Source organism: bacterium SCSIO 12696 (assembly GCA_024397955.1).
Taxonomy (GTDB): domain Bacteria; phylum Pseudomonadota; class Gammaproteobacteria; order Pseudomonadales; family Porticoccaceae; genus SCSIO-12696.
Genome location: CP073744.1, coordinates 544281 through 566330, shown reverse-complemented (window position 1 = coordinate 566330; position 22050 = coordinate 544281). Strand labels below are relative to the sequence as shown.

The window sequence follows — 22050 nt, the reverse complement described above, 5'->3', positions numbered from 1 at the left end:
GGAGAGCAATAATGAGTGAACAACAAGCCATTTTGCAGGGCAAAGTAGCACTGGTTACCGGTGCCAGCCGGGGTATTGGTGCCGCTATTGCCGATGAGCTGGCTGCCAAGGGCGCAACAGTTATCGGTACTGCCACCAGTGAAGGCGGAGCACAGCGTATCGGCGAGCGCCTGGCCAGCAAAGGCGGGCAGGGAATGGTGCTGAACGTTACTGATCAGGAGTCAGTGAATAACTTGCTTGCTGCGATTAACGAGCAGCACGGTGCACCCACTATTCTGGTCAACAACGCAGGCATTACCAAAGACAACATTCTGATGCGCATGAAAGACGACGAGTGGTTTGATGTGATCGACACCAACCTCAGCTCGATCTACCGCCTCAGTAAAGCTTCCGTACGTGGCATGACCAAGGCCCGTTGGGGCCGCATTATCAACATTACCTCGGTGATTGGCTCCATGGGTAACGTTGGCCAGAGCAACTACGCCGCCACCAAGGCCGGTGCTGCCGGTATGGCGCGCGCCCTGGCCAAAGAACTGGGCTCTCGCAACATTACCGTCAACTCGGTAGCACCAGGCTTTATTCAAACGGATATGACCGATGAGCTTGGCGAAGACGCCAAAAATTCCCTGATGGCTATGGTGCCATTGGCGCGTTTGGGGCAGCCGGAAGAGATCGCTCAAGTGGTGTCTTTTCTGGCCAGCGACGCCGCAGGATACATCACTGGCGAGACCATCCACGTCAACGGCGGTATGTACATGGGCTAGAGGCTCAAAAATGGGTTACGCATGAGCAATTTTCAGGTACAATGCGCAGCCATTGTCGTTAGACAACAGTTTTTATATACACCACAGCCTCGGAAAAACGGCTGGGTTAACAACTTAAAATGCTTACCAATTAGGGGTGATATTACTCATGAGCAGCATTGAAGAACGCGTAATCAAAATGGTTGCTGAGCAACTGGGTGTTAAAGAAGACGAAGTAAAACCTGCATCTTCTTTCGTTGAAGACCTGGGCGCTGACTCTTTGGACACCGTAGAGCTGATTATGGCTCTGGAAGAGGAATTCGACACCGAAATTCCTGACGAAGAAGCTGAGAAAATTACCACCGTTCAGCAAGCCATCAGCTACATCAGCGAGAACCTCGACTGATATTAGCCTGATAGCTGAAAGACCGAAAGCCGCTCTTGTTTCAAGGGCGGCTTTTTTGTTTATCTCGCATAATTTACAGACCATGGTGTAACGATTTTTATAATAGCCATGTAACAAGTTTCGAGCCTGGCTAGTATTTAGTTGTCACCAGTATTAGCTGTTTGAGATTGGCTCTGCCTAATTCGCTAAGCCGATTTTCTGATTTTGATTCGGCCAATTGACAATCGTTTGTCGCTTTGGTTTAGTGCACGCATTATTTACTTAATGTCCCATTGATGGGGCGTATGGATACAATTTTTAACAGGGTAATGGTGAGATGGAATCAGCATATAGGCTGGGTTCCCAGCGTATTCTTCTTAAGCTTTCAGCTTTAGCTGGAATCTCGTTTCTTGATTTTAAATCTGCCTCTCTGCCTTTAACCAGCTCCAAGTAATTCTTGGCGCAAATAATAGAGGTGCTTTCAGCATGATAAAAAAAATCATTATGACCACCTTCTTGCTATCGTTCTCGATGGTAAGTTTAGCCGGCGGTTGGACAACCTACAGCTCTTCAGATACCAAAGGCTCTATCGAAAACATCGAAGTTATTCGAGCCCAAGGATTTATGATTTTTGGCGAGCTGGGTGATCCAGCGAACTGCGGCAATACGGGATATTTGTGGGTGGCAATTAACCACCCTCAGTATGAACAATTGTACTCTATGGCGCTCACTGCCTTTACTGCGGGTAAAAAAATTCAAGCCTACGCTCACAGCTGTACTGATGTGGGTTGGCATGGTGGATCTTTCAGCACTCTAGGGGGAGCAGGAGGAATGTATATTCGCCACTGATTTGAATTCAGTGAGAATTTTGGATCAATAACAATATTTATGGAAATTGTGAAAACACTGAAGCTCGTGGTTTTACTTTTTCATTTGGCGGCCTCTACTATTGCTATCGCCGCGATGCCTACCTGGCATGACTCCAAAATTCGGAGCGTTTATCCATTTGCAGATGGCCGAATAGTTATCACTTTCGAAGCCTTCTCCCTGTTATGTCATGCTGATAAAAGAAAACTAATTGCTCAAAATAAAACAAAGTTACTCAAAAATTTTTAATTGGAATTAATAACACAATCGGGAAACCATAGTCATGGGGATTAAACGTGCTATTACTGGCGCGCTGCTAGCTACATCTTTCTTTCTGGCTGGCAGTGCCAATGCAGTGGAATTTGGTAGTAATGATTATGCTGTATACAGCGGCAATCTGAACAATGATGGCTGTGAAGACATCTACCTCAAAGCCAAAGAGCGTGTAATTCTCATTACTGGTGATATCACCACACCAATTCTGATTCCTCCTGCGGGCAGTAGCTACAAAATCCTCAGCTCGGTGGTAAATAGCCAGTGTATTTATCCAGACGCCAATATTCTGGTGGACGAATCCATTGACGTGGCCAGCTTGACTGCTGGTAGCTACCAATATGTGAGCGGTGACTTCAATAATGACGGCTTTCTGGATGTTCGGCTAGTCCCAGCTTCATCTTCCAATGCAGGGCTGACATTAGCCGGTGGTTCAACTCCAAGTTTAGGTGAATTTGTCGCAGCGGCGCCGGCCATTCATCAAGAAAGTGCCCCTCCACAAACTGACCCTGCCGTGATCGAAACCGACAGCGTGGGCACTATTGCGGGTAACTTCCGGGTGGACGAATCCGGCAGTGCTACTTACAGCATCCCCATTGCCACGGCCGCAGGTACGGCGGGTGTGGCGCCACAGTTGTCCTTAAACTACAGCAGCCAGGGCGGCAACGGCCTGGTGGGTCTGGGTTGGAACATTGGCGGATTGAGCGGTATTACCCGCAGCCGTCAGACCCTGCAACAAGACGGTGACCCCATGCCCATCACATGGGGCCCAGATGACCGCTTCGCATTGGATGGCCAACGCTTGATTCTGGTGACTAATACGGCTGCTTATGGCGCTCCTGATACTGAATACCGCACTGAGATCGACAGCTTTGCCAAAATCTACGCTCGTGGTGGCACAACGGGCCACCCGGATTACTGGGAAGTGCATCGTAAGGACGGCTCGACCTCCTACTACGGGGATGTACCGGCGGGCAACTTTACCGATGCCAAGCAAAACAACACAGCGGGTCAAACCCTGACCTGGGCTCTCAAAAAGTTCCAGGACAGTGTGGGCAATCCCATCTGGTTCGATTACCACAACGACGCCAATGGTCAACGTATTGAGGAAGTGAAGTACGCCTATGGCAGTGCCGGTGGCCCCAGTGGGTCTAACGCGCGGGTTCGCTTTGCTTACGGTTCTCGAAACGATGTGACCCGTGGCTATGTGGCGGGGTACGAATTTAGTACCAGCCAGCGGCTGACCAGCGTGACCAGTTACAACACCGGTGGCAGTGGTGAAACGGTGCTGCGCACCTACCACCTGACGTATCTGGATCAGAGCAACAACGGCACCAATCAAAGCCAGCCGGCGACGGATGACCTGAGCCGTCTCACCCGCATTGAAGAGTGCGTGGACAGTCGTTGTTTACCGGCTACTACCTTTAACTGGGCACTGCCTATCTCGGGGGTTGGGGTTGTCACTGACACAGTTAACTTCGATCTTGGAAGTGATGATGGTGTTGTTGATTATCAGACAGCGGATATTAATGGTGATGGCCGTTTGGACTTGGTATGGCTTCGTGCCAGTGTAGACGAAAGTGATGGCGGTTTCGATCTGCACGAACTGAAGTATGCGCTCGCTGATAGCAATGGCTTTGGCGCTCTGCACACCGCTTGGAGTTTAAACTCAAACGTTAAAACGCCAATGCAAATGAAAGTAATGGACTACAACGCCGATGGTCGCGTGGATGTCTTAATTTGGGATAAAAGCAACTGGCGCCTTGTATTATCGGAGCCCCAAAACGATGGCCAATGGCGCTTGAGTAGCACTGCGACGATCATTCATCAATTACCAACCAATGACACATATGACGATCTAGCTGTAAATGCAACTCCAGGCAGTCAAGCTGCTGACATTGATGGGGATGGTATTGCCGACACTATATGGTTGGAATCAAGAAATACAGAAAGAGATGATGACGATATTGATTTATTTATTCGTTATCAGCTAAGTAGCGAAGGCTCGCAGATATTTGAGGATCACCCAACTGCAATGAGCAAGGGCACTTTTGTGGTTACTGACTACAATGGTGATGGCCATAGTGATGTCTTAGTAGGGCATGAACATCAAATGACATGGCTATATCTTGCGGTCGATCAAGGCGGTAATAATTGGCGTTTGGTCGAATCTCCAATTCCGGATATACAGTATGCAGACCAGTTTATTAACATAGATACAAGTGGCTATACATATCAGAACGGTGCTGAAGTAACAGCGGGCTCAGTTATAGCAGATGTCACTAGTGATGGATTGGCCGATTTTGTTCGAGCCGATGGTTATTGGCCATTGGTAGACTCAGGAGCTGCAACATCCAGTAGCACACCATACCAATTTGGTACTAAACAGTCTTGGAGTTGGCAGGGTATGCCAGCTACAACTGCACCGGTTGGAACCTGCAATAGTTTAATGGAAAACACATTGGTACCAAGTATTGGTGCCGGCGATTTTAATGGTGATGGTGTTCTTGACTTTATAGGTAGCTCCAGACGCTCAGCATACTGTGAAGTCTATTATGATGACGATGGTTCTATCGAGCTTGATGGCTACGGTAATCATTTTAACGATCATCAATTGTTTTCAATGGTGCGGGATGGCAGTGTTTTAACGAACTTTGGTGAAATCGCTCCTCGCGGCAGTATTGCAGCATTAAGAATTGCGGATCTTAATGCTGATGGACTATCGGATGTTCTCTACATTACTCACGACAATAAAGTTCATTACCGCTTCAGTAACGGCTCAACATTTGAAATAGCTCAGTATGCTTTTTCAATACAAACGGCCGATGAGGATGTTCAGCTCGTCGACTACAACCGTGATGGTTACCCAGATTTTGTTTGGTATGACAGCACTGGTACGGTAAAAAACATTAGAGTTCGTTACTGGAATGGTGCCGGATTTGATGCACCGGTATTAGTAAGAAGTAACGCGGACAGCGAAGACCGAGCTCACAGCATGGTGGACGCGAACTCTGATGGCATTCTCGACCATATTGAATTTCATACAAAGTTTGCTAGTAATAGCTTTGTAAGATTATCACTCTCCACGCAACAAAACGTGCCCACCAATCGCATCACCAGTGTAACCAATGGCCTGGGTGCGGAAACCAATATCACCTACGGTACCCTGGCTACCAGCGGCCACTACCAGCGCGTTAACGTTGGTAGCACTACCCACACCTACGACGGTCCCTGCTTCCCCGAGAATCCCTACGACGAAGACGAGGAAGAGTTTGACCCAGGCGAGTGCGAATACACCTACAGCACTGCCAATGTGGGCGACTTTTACAGCATGCTCAACGGCGGATGGGACGTGCAATCCAGCGCCCACACTCTGGGCAAAGACGTTAACGACGACGGGCAGCGAGATCCGGTACTGGAGCTAAACGGCCCCATGTACGTAGTGACCGATGTGGCCAGTTCCGCACCGGCGGCGGATGACGCCAATCCTGGTACTGTGAACAACAACGCCACCAGTTCCATCAGCTACTACTACGGCGAAGCCAAAGTACAGGCCATGGGCCGAGGCTTTTTGGGCTTCCAGCGGCTGAGAACCGTGGACAACCAAACCGGGGTGATCACCACCACCAGCTATCGGCAAGACTTCCCGTTTATTGGTTCACCACTGCAAACTACGGTGACCACCGACGATGGCCACGTACTGAGCATGTCTGAGAACATCTGGAAGCTCAAACACTGGAACGGGAGCAGCCATACGGAGTGGAGTGGCACCGGCATGCCGGCGACCAAACTTTACGCGCCGTACCTGGCCCGCAGTATCGAAAAAACCTACGACCTGGCGAGTAATGGCACTGTCCAAGGCACCCACCTGCAAACGGTGACCACCGACAACGTCTATGACAGTTACGGCAACCCGCTGACCATTACCGTCACCACCGACGATGAAACCGGCAGCGACCAGTTTGTCAAAACCACCACCAACACCTACGGCACCAGTACTTGGGAGCGGGAGATGGGTCGCCTTAGTCGCACCCAGGTGGTGAGCACCCGCAGCGGCAGTGTCGCCGACACCGAGACCCGCACCAGTGCCTTTACCTACATCACCAGCGGTGACAAACGCGGCCTGCTGGCCACGGAAGTTATTGAGCCAGACAATGTTGCCTACCGGTTGACCACAACGTACCAGTACGACAACTTTGGCAACAAACTGCGTGCTACCACCAGTGGGGCAGGGGTTACCTCTCGCTACAGCCGCAGCGAATACGACGCCTTGGGCCGCTATGTCGAGCGCAGCTTCAACAGCCTGGAACAAAAAACCAGCGAAGTGGTTACCCGCAACGGCTACGGTCAAGTTACCCAGGCCAGAGACCTCAATGGTCTGGACGTGGTCAGCGCTTACAGCCCGTTGGGCCGCAAATACTTTGAACGCGGCGAGACCGGTGGCTTTAGTAAAACCTACCTGACGGACGCGGACACCAGCCACTGTCCGACAGGCACGGTCTACAAAGCCATCAGCCACAGCGCCGGGGGTGGGCAGAGCCAGCAATGCTTTGACAAACTGGGTCGTGCGATTCGTAGCCTGAGCGTGGGTTTTAGTGGCAACTGGATTGCCAGCGACGTGGAGTTCGACACCCTGGGTCGCACCAAACGCCAGAGCGAACCCTACTACCTGGACAGTGGTTCTCCCATCTACTGGACCACCATCGACTACGACATCCTGGGCCGTCCGACCACCACCACACTGCCGGACAACAGCACCGGTAGCGTGCAATACAACGGCTACAGCACCGTCACCATCAACGACAAAGGCCACCGCAAGGTGGAAACCAAAAACGCGTTGGGCGAAGTGGTGGGTGTGACCGACAACGAAGGGGGCAGTGGTCATGAAACCTCCTCGGTCAGCTACGCCTACGACGCCCAGGGCAACATGACCACCATGACCGACTCGGCGGGCAACGTGAGCACCATTCACTACGACCTGTTGGGCCGCAAAGACTGGATGGATGATCCGGACAAGGGCTACTGGACCTACAGCTACAACGTGTACGGCGAACTGGAATCACAAACCGATGCCAACGGTCAGACCAGCACACTGAGCTACGACGTGTTGGGCCGACTGATCCATCGGATTGATCGCCGCACCAACAACAGTGTGGAAAGCGACACCCAGTGGCACTACAACAACGGCACCAGTGGGCTGGGCCTTGGCTTGCTGAACAACGTTCAACAAGACAACGGCGATGACGGCACTAACGACTACGTCAAAACCGTTACCTACGACACCTACGGGCGGGTGACCCACACCGCCACGGCACTGGGGGCTGGCGGCAGCGACGGCAGCTACATCGAACAAGTGACCTACGACCAATACGGCCGTACTTACCAAACCTTCGATGCGTCTACCGACCCCACTGGGGCTACCGGTTACCAGGGCACTCAAAGCCATTACAACGCCTACGGCTACATGGACTGGGTGGGCGATGCAGTGCTGGGCAGCAATGGTCAACCGCGGAGTATCTACCGCACCATCACCAGCATGGACGCACGGGGTAACGTGACGGGTGAAACCCGGGGCGACAACGTCAGTATCGCTCGGGTGTACGACCCACAAACCGGGCGCATCGAAACCATTGATGCCACTCACGCCTTGGGGGCCGAAGTCCAGGACCTTGAGTACGAGTGGGACACCATTGGTAACCTGGAATGGCGAGAAGAAAAATCCGGTAACAAAAACCTGCGAGAAAACTTTGGCTACGACGACCTCAACCGCCTGACCAGCTACCAGGTGGTAGGCCAAGCGGCCAAAACCGTGCAATACGACGCCCTGGGCAACATCCTCTACAAGAGTGATGTGGGTACCTACAGCTACGGTACGGGCAATAATAGCGGAGCCGGGGACGCGGGCGTACACGCGGTGACCCAAATTACGGGAGCGGAAGCGGCCACCTACAGCTACGACGACAACGGCAACAACCTCAGTGGGGACGGTCGCACCATCGTCTACAGCACCTTTGACAAACCCTTAACCATCAGCAAAGGCAGTCACACCACCGGGTTCCAGTATGGGCCGGATAGGGCCCGCTATAAGCGCACCGACACCAACAGCAGTGGCACCAAAACCACCTTGTACGTGGGCAACACCGAGTGGATTACCCAGATCAATGGCGATAAAGAAATCAAACGCCACCTGGGCGGTACCTTAATCACCCTCAAACTCAACAGTACAGAACAACTGCAGAGCGTGGACACGCACTACCAGTACCACGACCATCTGGGCAGCCTGGACGTGATCACCGACGAAACCGGTGCGATTGTGCAGGAAATGAGCTTTGACGCCTGGGGCGAGAGAAGGGACGCCACCGACTGGACGGCGTTGGCCAATGGGGCACTGACCACCTTTGACAGCAGCATCACCACCAGAGGCTTTACGGGCCATGAGATGCTGGATGAGGTGGGTGTGATCCATATGAATGGGCGCATTTACGATCCGAAGATTGCCAGGTTCCTGCAGGCGGATCCGTTTATACAAGATCCGACTTACACACAAAGCCTAAACCGCTATTCCTACACATGGAACAACCCTCTGAATGCGACTGATCCTAGTGGGTATATTTCGATAAGAAACCCTTTGGATCTTGCGGTCGTGATTGTCGCTATAGTTGTTGAAGTGGTATGCGCTTATTTTGGCGGAGAGTGCAGTGGACAGGGTTTCGCTCTCGCATCAACTTACTTTGGCGGTGGATATGACGATCTTTTTGCAGCTGGTGCCCCCACAATCAGTTCATTTACGAGTAGCGCATCAACCTCGTCATTTACAGGCACCCCTGGATTCGCTGGCGGTCTGTTTGGCCGGCCTTCAAATTTACCCAGTGATGCAGCTGCCTCTAGAACATTAGAAAAGATACTAGCTGACACATGGTCGGAAAGAACGGGAGGCAAATATTCGAATGGTGTTTTTACCACTTCCTATGGCTGTTCAACTATGGAGCATGTGGGTAGAGTTTTCCGAGGAGGTGGAGAGGCTCCCACTGGAACTATAGGGCCAATAGATAAAACAGTCACCCAAAAGGCTTTAGAAATTCCAATTTTAGGCAACATATGGGAAGGTGCTGGAGATCAAGCAGGGTTTCTTTTTTATCATATTGGCTTGCAAGATAATCCTTTTAATGAGCCTATAAATATCTTTTCTGGAAATGTACTCACTAGACCAGAACAACAACAAGCAAAGGAAGCCCTGGCTGTCGAAGGCATTAGTGGAGGTCTGAGACGATTTATTGGTGTTGCCGATGAACTGCTCGAAAGCTTTTTGCGAAGAAATACTACAAACAAAACAGCGCTTCCAGATGAGTATTGGATTTATAAGAGAAACCCTAATCAAGTGACTCCTGGAACTCGAACCATTAATGATGTAGAAAAACCTAGCTCTTCCGGGGGGACTTATCACCAAACGACGCACTATGATGAATTTGGTCGTGAGGTAGGTAGGACAGATAGGACTACTCACGGACGAGAAATTGATCATCCAAATCCACACCATCACAGGATAGACCCTGTAACCAGAGAGCGGCTGAAAAATACAGAAGGTAGTAGAATCTGGCCAGGGCTGTTTGGGAGCTGATGAGTATGACAAACCTACTGGCAGTAATGTTTTGCTTGTTAGATAGTAGTTTCTGGAGAGCAAAAGACATCAGCTCATGGGCAGATAATGTGATTTTAAAGCTCAATAATCCTAAGTTATGGATTGTTAACCTTAGCCTTGTGCAGACTTCTGATCAGGCATTGCAAATTATTCGCGAAGCATTGAAAGAGTTTTTTGTCATATTGCCCGAAGTAACTAGCGAACTATTGGTGGGCTTTACTATTTTGAGGTTTGAACGAGGGGAGATTTCTAAAGAATCTATGCGGCAAGTTATATGGGAGATCATAGATTCTTATGGTGAAGCAGACTCATCGCTTACATCCATTGAGGAGGCAGATTATAGCTCATGTAAAAGGAAAGCTTTAGATGCCCTCCGGCTTGTAGAGGGGTGTACAGATATTAAGAATTTTAATGCTCTTTTGATGAATTAGTTGTGAAAAAGAGACTAAGTTAGTCTGAAATTAGTAAGCCTACGTAATGAGCAAAAAAATAAAAATAGAGCGTATGCTTTATACGCTGTAATAGATCGGGGCAGTGCTCAATTAATTCAAATACAAAGCCCCATACTCAATTAACTGTTCAATAACGTTTTTAGTCTTTTCAGTGCTGAAATAAGGACCTAATACCTGCCAATTAAGCTCGCAGCCACCACAAAGCAAGCGAGCAAACTCCAGCTCCACAACAACTGCTTCGCCATCAACAAATAGCTCAGCCTTTTTATTCACTGTGTCTGCAAAAGCAAAGCGGGAGGCTGGATGGCGTTGCAGTGTAGCGCCATTCTTTAGTTCGCCAATCCAGTTAGCTTGGCCACTTTCCTGACTAATATCCAGCTCAGGGTACTTTCTGGATGTCATTGTCCGCCCAAGCCAATTGCGCAACAACTGCTTATCCAGCAGTGCGGTTTGAAGTAGTTCGCCAAGCCGTTCAACTGCTGCTTCTGAGATTTCACCGTGGTGCTTAACCGGCTGTGCAGGGTCAGTATAACGTTGATGGCCACGATGGTGGGAGATGGCTTCTGTGGCCAGGTCGTCGATAATTTCGCCAATACTGGGAGCGCGAAAACCCACGGAGTAGGTGAGGCAATCGTTTAATGCAACGCCGTTATGGCTGTATTGCGGCGGCAGATAGAGCATATCCCCCGGCTCTAAAACCCATTCTTGCTCCGGGATAAACTCTTTTAAAATTCGCAATGGGGTGCCGTCAATACGCGGGCTGTCATCGTCCGCCTTGGAGCCCACTTGCCAGCGCCGTTGGCCGTGCCCTTGAATTAGAAACACGTCGTAATAATCAAAATGCGGCCCTACGCTGCCGCCTTCAGGGGCGTAGCTCACCATCAGGTCGTCCAGGCGCCAACGAGGCAAAAACCGAAACGCCTCTAAAATGCTTTGTGCTTCAGGCACCCATTGATCCACCGCTTGCACCAGCAGCGTCCAGTGGGTTTCTGGCAGCTGGGTAAAAACGTCTTCTTCAAAAGGGCCATTCAGTAGCTGCCAGGGGCCATCAGTGCCATTTTCCAGCACAATGCGGGATTCAACCTCATCCTCCAGGGCAAGGCCTGCCAACTCATCCGGCGTCAACGGCGATTCAAAGTTGGGAAACGCATTGCGCACCAACAGAGGTTTTTTCTGCCAGTAGTAGCGCAGAAATTCCTCTGTGGTGATATTGCCAAGATGGGTAAGCATGAGAGGTACTTTGATAATTCAGTGCCCTATAGAGGCGTCACCCCCGCGAAGGCGGGGGTCCATGAATGGCAGCCCGTTAAATATTCTGAGCCTGTGCCACCGCATTGCCAATGTAGTTGGCTGGGGTCAGGGCGCGCAATTCCGCTTTAGCGTCTTCCGGCAGTTCAAGGGAATCGATAAACGTGGCAATAGACGCCTGATTAATCGCCTGGCCACGGGTAAAGGCCTTCAGCTTTTCGTAAGGCTCTTCAATGGCGTAGCGACGCATCACCGTTTGAATAGGTTCAGCCAGTACTTCCCAGGCATTATTCAGATCTTCAGCCAGGCGCTCTTCGTTCAGTTGCAGCTTGCTCAAACCTTTTAATGTTGCCGCGTACGCAATCACTGAGTAGCCAAAGCCAACGCCCATATTACGCAGAACGGTGGAGTCGGTGAGATCCCTCTGCCAGCGAGAAATTGGCAGTTTGGCCGCCAGATGGCCAAATACGGCGTTAGCGATACCCAAGTTGCCTTCCGAGTTTTCAAAATCAATGGGATTCACTTTGTGGGGCATGGTGGATGAACCCACTTCGCCAGCAATCACTTTTTGTTTGAAATAACCCAGAGAGATATACCCCCACACATCGCGATCAAAATCGATAAGAATGGTGTTGAAACGGGCGATGGCATCAAACAACTCAGCGATGTAATCGTGCGGCTCAATTTGTGTGGTGTAAGGGTTCCAGGTAAGGCCCAATCCTTGAATAAAATCTTGCGCATTCAGCGCCCAATCCACATTGGGGTAGGCAGACAGGTGAGCGTTGTAGTTGCCCACAGCGCCGTTGATTTTACCCAGCAGCCCCACAGATTTGATCTGTTCGATTTGACGGAACAAACGCGCCGCCACGTTTGCAAATTCTTTACCCACAGTGGTGGGTGAAGCGGTTTGACCGTGGGTGCGTGACAGCATGGGCACCGCTGCGTATTCATGGGCCATATCGGCAATGCCGTCGGCGATTTGCTGGAGCATGGGCACCAGCACTTGCTCCCGGCCAGCGCGCAGCATCAACGCGTGGGAAAGGTTGTTGATGTCTTCAGAGGTGCAGGCAAAGTGAACAAATTCGGTCACCGCATGCAGTTCTGCATTACCCTGGATGCGCTCTTTAATAAAATACTCAACCGCTTTTACATCGTGGTTGGTGGTGGCTTCGATTTCTTTGATTCGAGCAGCGTCTGCTTCGCCAAAGTTGGCCACCATATCGTTAAGCAGGGCATTAGCGGCTTCTGAGAAGGCTGCCACTTCGGTTACTTCCGGGTGGTTGGCCAGTTGTTGTAACCAGCGTATTTCAACTTCTACCCGCGCCTTGATCAGCCCGAACTCACTGAACACCGTGCGCAGGGCATCGGTTTTGGAAGCGTAGCGGCCATCGATTGGGGTGACAGCGGTAAGGGTTGAAAGCTCCATGGCATCAAGTCTCTCGGAAGGATTAAAGGTGTTTTAAAAAGGCGCGCATAATACCGGAAACAGGGCGGGAAAGCACTCCGCCGGGCACAACCAAAAACTGATAGCTAACTTAAATTTTGCTCTGCAACTTATTGATAAGTTTGACTAAGTCTTTTCTGTACAGAATAAGATGCCAGCGACTGCCACCCAGTTGCTTCCACAATACCGCGCTGCGCACCCCAGACAGCAGCAGGGTGCGGATACGGCTGGCAATATCTTCCTGGCGCAAATAATCTGCAAACCCATTCACCTGAATGCGGTAGCGAAAAGTACTAATGGTGTTTTGATACAAATCCGCCAGGTTGGCAATAATGTTCTCGTGGGTTTGGGAAAAGTGTTCAGCCTGGGATCGAGCCCGGTCTATGCCATTGCTCAAACGCACCAGCATGTTTTTGTCGCGCAATAATCGCCCTTGCAGATGGGTAACGCCAACAGCGTAACGCAGGGCGTCAGAGGCTTGGCCATTGCGCTGCAGGGTTAGCTGTTCGTGCAGGGTGTCCACACCCAGCTTGAGATTGCGAGCACCGCCATAAACCGCTTCTGTACTTTCCGGGTTTTGTTCAAAAATAGCATGCACGCAGGTGGCGAACTCATCGCTGGTTGCACGGCCATTGCGTGCCAGCTGCTCCACCAAATGGCAGGCCTGAAACACACCCGCAAGGGCGATCGCCTGCTCGCAGGTGGGCTTTTTAAAGGCGGATAAATCAAACATTGTCGCGAGACTCAATAATGCCACCGCCCAGGCAGTGATCGCCCTGGTACAACACCAGTGACTGGCCCGGTGTTACCGCTCGTTGTGGCTGGTCAAACACAACCTGACAGCTGTCTCCCACCAAGGTGACTGTGCACGCCTGATCAGACTGTCGATAGCGGGTTTTGGCATGGCACCGGAAATTCGTTTGCTGGGGCTTACCATTGATCCAGTTAAGCTGATTGGCCACCAGGCTATTGTGGAACAACAATGGGTGATCGCTGCCTTGCACCGCAATCAGCACATTGCGCTCCAGGTCTTTACCAGCTACATACCAAGGCGCCTCGGTGCCAGTTTTGGTGCCACCAATGCCCAAACCTTGGCGTTGGCCCATTGTGTGGTACATCAAACCACTGTGCTGGCCAATGACCCTACCGTCCGGGTCTTCGATATTGCCGGGCTGGGCGGGTAAATACTGCTCCAGAAAATCTTTAAAACGGCGCTCACCAATAAAACAAATACCCGTGCTGTCTTTTTTGTTGTGAGTGATCAGATCGTACTCTTCCGCCAGACGGCGCACTTCGGGCTTGGCCAGTTCGCCCACTGGAAACAAAGTTTTAGCAAACGCATCTTCGCCAACGGCATAAAGAAAATAACTTTGGTCTTTGTTGCCATCTAAACCCTTTAGAAGCTGGGCATGGCCGTCGCTGTCCGCACGGCGTACATAGTGGCCAGTAGCAATTAAGTCAGCACCCAAAACCTGGGCGTATTCCAGAAATACCTTGAACTTGATTTCCCGGTTGCAAAGAATATCCGGGTTGGGCGTGCGCCCAGCCTGGTATTCCGCCAGAAAATACTCGAACACATTGTCCCAGTATTCCGCGGCAAAATTCACCGTATGCAGGGGGATGCCGATTTTGTTGCACACTGCCTGGGCGTCCTCAAGGTCAGCCTTTGCAGTGCAGTATTCGGTGCCGTCGTCCTCGTCCCAGTTCTTCATAAACAGGCCGGCCACCTCGTAGCCCTGTTGTTTAAGCAACAAAGCGGATACAGAGGAGTCGACACCTCCGGACATGCCGACAATAACGGTGGTTTTGGCTTGAGACATACTGAACAGCGGTTTTGGCAAAGGCGGCGATTCTAACAGGGGCGCAAGCCTCGGGTAAATTGCCGTTACCCGTATTCCTGATACCATAGCGTCATAAATACAAGGATCGAGCCTCCCTTGCCACAAAAGTCATCAAACATCCCTTATTTTTCAGCGCTGGGCTTGTCTCAAAGGGCCATGGAGTGGCTGCAGTTTCGCCACGCTTTGACACAACCCAAGTGGCAAGAGTGGGTAGAGCAGCCACATGAGCCGACACCAAGTGATACAGAGGCTGCATTACGTCAATTTCAGAAGGACACAAGCTCCATCCAAAACGCCAGCCATTCAGGATTGGTGATTGCCCTGTTGGTAAGTGCTATTGCTGGTTGTCTGGCCATGGCCGGTGCGTGCAGCTATTCCGGTAATGCCCCCATTAACTTATGGCTGATGTTGGGGCTGTTCGCGCTGCTGCCTTTTGCCTTAACCCTGCTGACCTTATGGGGTTTAAGACGAGCATTGCGCCCGGATGCACCCATTGCTGTTGTTGGGCAGTTGGCGCTCCGGCCATTACTGAAGCGATTGCCACAGCAGCACCTTCAATCGCCAGTATTCAAACACTGGCTGCTGTGGAAATTGCAGCGCTTATCCCTGGCATTTCAAGTTGGCGCCGTTGTCTGCTTTTTGATCATGGCACTGTTTCAAGACCTGGCATTCGCCTGGTCTTCTACCGTCGCCGAGCGGGGCACTCAGGCAGAAAAGCTGGTTGAGAACTTTTTGGTACACCTCAGCTGGCCTTGGCAGTGGTTGCTGGGCGCACCGAGCCAGGAATTGCTGAGCAGTAGCCGCTTCTATCGGGGTGGGGCAGAGCAGTCAGCATCGTTTAACGGCGAATTGTTGGGGCAGTGGTGGTCGTACCTTGTGATGGCAATGGTGACCTACGGTCTGTTGCCCCGGTTAATGCTGGCGCTCTGGTTACGTTACCGCCTGGCAAAAACCTTATTGAATGAAATGCGCCACAGCGGCGATATCGAGCGCTTTGCCTTAACGCTGGAGCCCAACCTCGCATCAACAAGCGACGCTGCAAACATTGAAAGCAAACTACTCAGTGACGTAGATAGTTGGCAGTCAGACGCTATTTGTTTGGCCTGGCAGTGGCAACCAAAACAAATTCAAAGCACAAAGGTGTTGGGGCTGAGCAGCTGGCAAGAGGACAATCAATGGCTGGCGAATATTGCGCCACAGTGGAATGCATCGGTGCAACTGTTGGTAACACCGCAACAAGTGCCCACTGCCGAGCTGGCGGATACTATTGAAGTAATCCGCACCAAAAATCCAAAATTAGATATTTCTTTGTGGCTGCTATCCGGGCCAGAAAAGGCAGCAGAAGGGGCGCGTAAATCCTGGCAGTTATTTGCGCGCAAATACCAATTGCCCTTTGGTGAGCGTGTGGAGGGCGGCCAATGAATGCTTGCCCCCGGTTTGCGGTTGTCGGCCACCCCAATAAAGGCAAATCCAGCATTGTGGCCACCATGGTGCACAGTGACGATATTGCTATCTCGGAACTGTCTGGCACCACGGTGGCAACTCATTGCTATTCCTACCAACTGGATCAACAACCGCTGTACAGCTTGTTCGACACACCTGGCTTCCAGCGCCCCAGACAGTTAATGGAATGGTTGCAGCAACAGGACACAGACGCGTCAAAACGCCTGCAAGCCATTGAGCAATTTTTGCAGCACTTTGGTGCTGGTCAGGAAGCTGGCGAACGGTTTAGAGATGAAGTGGAACTGCTGTCGCCCATCGTTCGTGAAGGCGCAGGCATTATTTACGTAGTGGATGGTTCAGTCCCGTATTCCCCCAAATACGAACCGGAAATGACCGTGCTGCAGTGGACAGGGCAGCCGCGCATGGCACTGATCAACCCCATTGGCGGCGAGCAATATGTAGATGAGTGGAAGCAGGCACTTGGGCAATACTTCAGTTTAGTGAAAGTGTTTAACCCGGTTGTTGATGGCATCGAAAAGCAGTTGGCAGTACTAAGGTCGTTCGCAGAATTGAGTGACGCCTGGCGCGAAGATTTGCTGAAGTCGGCAACGGCTATTGAACACCACCACCAGAATACCCAAAACAAAGCGGCTTTTTTAATCAGTGAATTTATCTCCCAGGCTTTAGCCGCAAAGGTATCCAAACCGCTGCTCGCAGATGAGTTACAAGACAGCCTTGAAGAGTTGATTCGTAAAGAATACCGCTTACGACTGCAGCAGCATGAAAAACGTTTGCGACAAGCCATTTTGGGCCTGTATCGGCACCAACGGCTTGATATTCAGGAGGCGAATCTTGAACTGGATTACCCGGATTTATTCAATCAGGATTACTGGTATTTGTTTGGTATGAGCCGAAAAAAATTAGTTGCATTAGCAAGCTCCTCCGGTGCTGCCGCCGGTGCTTTAGTGGATGCAGGGCTGGGAGGTGCATCATTGATGACCGGCGCACTGATTGGCGGCATTGGCGCTGGAGTGGCCAGTTTATATATCAGCAATAAACCCGATACCTTGTCTATAAAAGGACTGCCACTGGGTGGCAAACAGTTAACCGCGGGGCCGGTGAAAGACCTCAACTTTGCGTTTGTATTGTTGGGCCGAGCGGTAAGTTATCAACGCGCCATTGCTGCGCGCGCCCACGGCAATCGCAATCCGCTTGTTGTGCAAGAATCTGGCAGTTGGATAGACGCCTTGGAGAAATCGAAACAGGTGGCGTTAACCGGCCTTTTAAAAACCGGCCATAAAGGACTTTCTGGGAAACAGCGTGAACATTTGCAGCGACTTGTTTATTCGCTACTGCTGTAACGCCTTCAATAACGACATCGGGTAAATATGACTACTGCGATGATCTTCTATCGCTTGCAGAACCAGCGGGCTGCGCAATTCAGGTTCGCGTTGCAGCAATTCTTCATAGCTAAGCCACAACGCTTCCTCAATATCTGAATCCAGCTCATAATCCGGATCAAAACGCTGTACCTTGGCAGCAAAGCACACCCGGTAATAAGTAACACCGTTACTGGGCGCTGTGTAGGTGGTAATACCCATAAACCCGGTTAAATCCACATGCCAGCCAGTTTCTTCCAGTGTTTCCCGTAAAGCGGCGGCGGTAATTTCTTCCCCCGGTTCCACATGCCCGGCTGGCTGGTTGTAAACTCGCTTACCATTTTCATATTCTGCAACGCAAAGGTATTTGCCGTCGCGCTCAACGACGGTGGCGACGGTGAGGTGTATTTGCTCGCCCATTATTTCGTGCTCTTTGGTTGTTTTTTGCTGGCGCATTTCCCAAGTGGACAACTTCTTTACGGTGCTGTCCAGGCTGTAAATCGTTCAATTTCCAGTGGCCAATAGCCACACGCACCAAACGCAAAGTAGGGTGGCCCACTGCGGCGGTCATACGCCTTACCTGGCGATTACGGCCTTCGGTGATGGTCAGCTCTATCCAGCTGGTGGGTATTGATTGGCGAAAGCGCACTGGCGGATTGCGGGGCCATAATTCCGGTTCGGTGATAACTTTCGCTCTTGCGGGTTTTGTTGGGCCATCTTTTAGCTCAACACCGCGACATAACTTTTCCAGGGCTTCGTCATTAACCTCGCCCTCCACCTGCACCCAATAAGTTTTTGGCAGCTTGTGTTTGGGATGGGCAATTCGGGCTTGCAGGTTGCCGTCATCGGTAAGTAGCAGTAAGCCCTCGGAATCTTGATCCAGTCGTCCAGCGGGGTAGATGTTTGGGGTTTTAATAAAGTCAGCCAGGGTAGGACGCTCATCCGCGCCACTGAACTGGCAGAGCACACCGTAGGGTTTGTTAAAAAGATATATTGTGGACATAAAAAAAGCCGGGGCTGATGCCCCGGCCTGTGTGGCGTTACAGCGCCGCTAGCGCTGCGTTTAAGGTATCGCTCGGGCGCATCGCTCGGGAGGCCAGCTCCGGGTTCGGCTGGTAGTAGCCACCAATATCCATTGCCTGGCCTTGCACATCATTCAACTCGGCAACAATAGTTGCTTCGTTGCTGCTCAATGCATTAGCCAATGGTGCGAACTGAGCTTTTAAGTCTTGATCATCGTTCTGATCCGCCAGGGCCTGAGCCCAATACAAAGCCAGGTAGAAGTGGCTGCCGCGGTTATCCAATTCACCCACTTTCCGCGAGGGAGACTTGTTGGTATCCAGGAAGCGGCCATTGGCTACGTCCAGTGCTGATGCTAGAACCGCCACTTTCTGGTTGCCGGTTTTCATGGCCAGGTCTTCCAGGGAAACTGCCAACGCCAAAAACTCCCCGAGGGAGTCCCAGCGCAGGTGGTTCTCACTGTTAAACTGCTGAACGTGTTTTGGCGCAGAGCCACCGGCACCAGTTTCAAACAAACCGCCACCCGCCAACAGAGGCACAATGGATAACATTTTGGCACTGGTACCCAGTTCCAGAATGGGGAACAAATCAGTGAGGTAATCCCGCAATACGTTGCCGGTTACCGAGATTGTGTCTTTGCCTTCTTTGATACGCTGCAGGGTGTAACGGGTTGCCTCAATGGGCGACAAAATCTGAATATCCAGGCCGCTGGTATCGTGTTCTGGCAGGTATTGATTTACTTTTTCAATTAGGCTGCGGTCGTGGGCGCGGCCCTCTCCCAGCCAGAAAATAGCGGGGTTGCCGGTAGCCCTGGCACGATTTACCGCCAGTTTTACCCAGTCTTTTATGGGGGCGTCTTTGGTTTGGCACATGCGCCAGATGTCACCGCTTTCAACAGCGTGCGACATCAGTACGTTGCCACTGTCGTCAACAACGCGAATAGTGCCTTGCTCTGTGGCTTTGAAGGTTTTGTCGTGAGAACCGTACTCTTCGGCTTTTTGGGCCATCAAGCCAACATTGGACACATTGCCCATGGTGGATACGTCAAAGGCGCCATTATCTTTACAGAACTGAATGGTTTCCTGATAGACACCGGCGTAACAGCGGTCGGGGATCAATGCCTTTGTGTCGTGCAGCTGGCCATCTGGCCCCCACATTTGGCCAGAGGAACGAATAGCCGCAGGCATGGAAGCATCAATAATCACATCGCTGGGAACGTGCAGGTTGGTAATGCCTTTGTCTGAATCCACCATGGCCAGGGCAGGGCGGTTGGCGTAAACCGCCTGGATGTCCGCTTCAACAGCGGCTTTTTGATCGCTGGGCAAGTCGGCAATTTTGGCGTACACATCACCCAAGCCGTTACTGGGGTCTACACCCAACTCATCGAACAAAGCGGCGTGTTTTTCAAAAACATCTTTGTAGAAAACTGTTACTGCTTCGCCAAACATGATGGGGTCAGACACTTTCATCATGGTGGCTTTTAAATGCAGGGAAAGTAGTACGCCTTCGTCTTTGGCAGCGCTGATTTCGCGCTCAAAGTATTCTCTTAAAGCAGCGCTGCTCATACGTGAAGAGTCGATCACTTCACCCGCTTGCAGTCGCGTTTCTGCTTTCAATACAGTCACTGCACCATCAGTGGCAACAAATTCAATTTTCACATTGCCCGCTTCGGCCATCACCACAGACTGCTCACTGGAATAAAAATCACCATCACTCATATGAGCGACGTGGGATTTGGAGTCTGCTGCCCAGGCTCCCATGGGGTGAGGGTTTTTCTGAGCATAGGCTTTTACCGGTGCGGCTACGCGACGATCTGAATTGCCTTCACGCAGCACCGGGTTAACCGCACTGCCAAGTATTTTTGCGTAGCGAGCCCTGATGGTTTTTTCAGCGTCATTTTGAGGCTCTTCCGGGAAGCTGGGAATGTCGTAGCCATGGGCCTGAAGTTCACTAATGGCGGCCACCAGCTGAGGAATGGAAGCACTGATGTTCGGCAGCTTGATGATATTGGCTTCTGGAGTTTTAGCCAGCTCACCCAGCTCAGCCAGGGCATCTCCCTGTTGCTGTGCCTCGGTCAAGTTTTCCGGGAAGTTAGCAATGATGCGCCCAGCCAATGAAATGTCGCGGGTTTCCACCTTGATGCCCGCAGATTGAGCAAATGCCTGCACGATTGGCAACAGAGAGTAAGTCGCCAGGGCAGGGGCTTCATCGGTAATGGTATAGATGATTTTGGACGAGTCAGTCATACTCAATAGCTTCCTTTGAGTTCAGTGGGTGGTGTCTTGGAAAGGGGCATTCGGGCGCAAAGTATAGCAGCAGAGCACTCTGTAGAGTAGCCGACAGTGTACGTCGGCAGGCCCCACGGGAGCTGAGAGGTTGCGATCGGGTTAAATACTAAATTTGCTGGTATTCGGTTTCAGGTTGATCTAATACCGAGCCATCGTCATCAGCAGAGCGAATGTTTGCAGCGTGTAAACCTTTGCCACCTTCAGTGACGTCAAAACTTACTCGCTGGCCTGCCTTAAGTGTTTTGTAGCCTTCCATCTCAATGGCTGAGTAGTGGGCAAAGATATCGCCTTCGCCATCTTCAGGCAGAATAAAGCCGTAGCCTTTCGCGTTGTTAAACCACTTGACGGTTCCCATGGGCATAACAGTCATCCCCCCTTTGGACCTGTTGTGAGAGCAGCGTTGTAATTGATTTTGTTGGCTTTTGTGCTGCTTGTTTGTATAAAAAACATACAGTGCTAACTTTTATAGGGATTTGACCACCAAGTCAAGGTGGAAAAAAGCGTGAAATTCGCTTTAAAAGTGATAATTTAGAGTTAAACTACCGTTAACGGGTGTAAATATTTTTTATATCGAGAATCGCTGTACAAGTGGCAATGAGTAAAACAAGGTTAGTCGTAAAAGCCTCCGACGAGGACAAAGAGCACGGTACCGGACTGGGCAGCCATGCAGTTGTCGAAAAAGTCCGCCCAAGGCTGCGCAAACCCCCTATGTATCGGGTTGTCATGCTCAATGATGACTTTACTCCTATGGAGTTTGTGGTAGAAGTATTGGAAAGTTACTTTGGTATGAACCGCGAGCAAGCCACCCGGGTAATGCTGCGGGTGCACACCGAAGGTAAAGCAGTTTGCGGTTTATATACCCGCGATATTGCGGAAACTAAAGCCAATCAAGTGAATCAATATGCTAGAGAGTGCGATCACCCGCTCTTGTGCGAAGTAGAACCCTCAGAGGGGGATGATGATCGCGACTAACGCCCTTTGGTGTAATGGCTGTTTTTATATTGCGCCCTTTTTTACGGAGGCTTGGT

General features: G+C 51.0%; 16 protein-coding genes. 8 read left to right on the top strand and 8 right to left on the bottom strand.

Going from position 1 to position 22050, the window contains the following annotated elements:
• Nucleotides 1-11 precede the first annotated feature (11 nt).
• The 5 genes from fabG (at nt 12) to KFE80_02595 (ending at nt 10338) form a co-directional block, all read left to right on the top strand.
• Nucleotides 12-764, top strand: a complete 753-nt coding sequence (gene fabG / locus KFE80_02615) for a 3-oxoacyl-ACP reductase FabG (protein UTW45822.1) — start codon at nt 12-14, stop codon at nt 762-764.
• Between the two features lie 148 nt (nt 765-912).
• Complete coding sequence (acpP, locus tag KFE80_02610; protein ID UTW45821.1) at nt 913-1149, top strand: acyl carrier protein; 237 nt, start codon at nt 913-915, stop codon at nt 1147-1149.
• 465 nt (nt 1150-1614) lie between these two features.
• On the top strand, nt 1615-1977 hold the full coding sequence (locus KFE80_02605; GenBank protein UTW45820.1) for a hypothetical protein: 363 nt from the start codon (nt 1615-1617) through the stop codon (nt 1975-1977).
• Nucleotides 1978-2278: 301 nt separating this feature from the next.
• Nucleotides 2279-9886, top strand: coding sequence for a VCBS repeat-containing protein (locus KFE80_02600; protein ID UTW45819.1), 7608 nt, complete (start codon nt 2279-2281; stop codon nt 9884-9886).
• Nucleotides 9887-9891: 5 nt separating this feature from the next.
• Entirely contained in the window at nt 9892-10338 is a 447-nt protein-coding gene (locus tag KFE80_02595) for a hypothetical protein (protein ID UTW45818.1), read from the top strand.
• 111 nt (nt 10339-10449) lie between these two features.
• Here the strand turns inward: KFE80_02595 and KFE80_02590 are convergent, their stop codons facing one another.
• From KFE80_02590 to mnmA, 4 genes are all read right to left on the bottom strand, one after another.
• Nucleotides 10450-11589, bottom strand: coding sequence for a cupin domain-containing protein (locus tag KFE80_02590; protein ID UTW45817.1), 1140 nt, complete (start codon nt 11587-11589; stop codon nt 10450-10452).
• A 76-nt stretch (nt 11590-11665) separates the two neighbouring features.
• Nucleotides 11666-13033 (bottom strand): adenylosuccinate lyase, encoded by a 1368-nt coding sequence (purB, locus tag KFE80_02585; protein ID UTW45816.1) that lies wholly within the window; start codon nt 13031-13033, stop codon nt 11666-11668.
• Nucleotides 13034-13142: 109 nt separating this feature from the next.
• Nucleotides 13143-13784 carry a high frequency lysogenization protein HflD gene (hflD, locus tag KFE80_02580; GenBank protein ID UTW45815.1) on the bottom strand — a complete coding sequence of 214 codons (642 nt, stop codon included), beginning with the start codon at nt 13782-13784 and terminating at the stop codon, nt 13143-13145.
• Nucleotides 13777-14871, bottom strand: a complete 1095-nt coding sequence (mnmA, locus tag KFE80_02575; protein UTW45814.1) for a tRNA 2-thiouridine(34) synthase MnmA — start codon at nt 14869-14871, stop codon at nt 13777-13779. The genes hflD and mnmA overlap by 8 nt, the downstream gene beginning before the upstream one ends.
• 177 nt (nt 14872-15048) lie before the next feature.
• Here mnmA and KFE80_02570 point away from each other — a divergent pair, with 177 nt between their 5' ends.
• A complete protein-coding gene (locus tag KFE80_02570; protein ID UTW45813.1) occupies nt 15049-16314 on the top strand; it encodes a DUF2868 domain-containing protein in 1266 nt (421 codons plus the stop codon).
• A complete protein-coding gene (locus KFE80_02565) occupies nt 16311-17696 on the top strand; it encodes a DUF3482 domain-containing protein (GenBank protein ID UTW45812.1) in 1386 nt (461 codons plus the stop codon). Before KFE80_02570 ends, KFE80_02565 begins: the two co-directional genes overlap by 4 nt.
• Here KFE80_02565 and KFE80_02560 read toward each other — a convergent pair.
• The 4 genes from KFE80_02560 to cspD form a co-directional block, all read right to left on the bottom strand.
• Entirely contained in the window at nt 17685-18134 is a 450-nt protein-coding gene (locus KFE80_02560; protein UTW45811.1) for an NUDIX hydrolase, read from the bottom strand. The two genes, KFE80_02565 and KFE80_02560, sit on opposite strands and share 12 nt — an antisense overlap.
• A complete protein-coding gene (locus KFE80_02555; protein ID UTW45810.1) occupies nt 18094-18717 on the bottom strand; it encodes a pseudouridine synthase in 624 nt (207 codons plus the stop codon). The genes KFE80_02560 and KFE80_02555 overlap by 41 nt, the downstream gene beginning before the upstream one ends.
• Nucleotides 18718-18754: 37 nt before the next feature.
• Entirely contained in the window at nt 18755-20980 is a 2226-nt protein-coding gene (locus KFE80_02550) for an NADP-dependent isocitrate dehydrogenase (GenBank protein ID UTW45809.1), read from the bottom strand.
• Nucleotides 20981-21128: 148 nt separating this feature from the next.
• Complete coding sequence (gene cspD, locus KFE80_02545; protein UTW45808.1) at nt 21129-21383, bottom strand: cold shock domain-containing protein CspD; 255 nt, start codon at nt 21381-21383, stop codon at nt 21129-21131.
• Nucleotides 21384-21616: 233 nt separating this feature from the next.
• On the opposite strand from cspD, the gene clpS reads away from it, so the two are divergent.
• On the top strand, nt 21617-21994 hold the full coding sequence (clpS, locus tag KFE80_02540) for an ATP-dependent Clp protease adapter ClpS (GenBank protein UTW45807.1): 378 nt from the start codon (nt 21617-21619) through the stop codon (nt 21992-21994).
• Nucleotides 21995-22050: the final 56 nt, after the last annotated feature.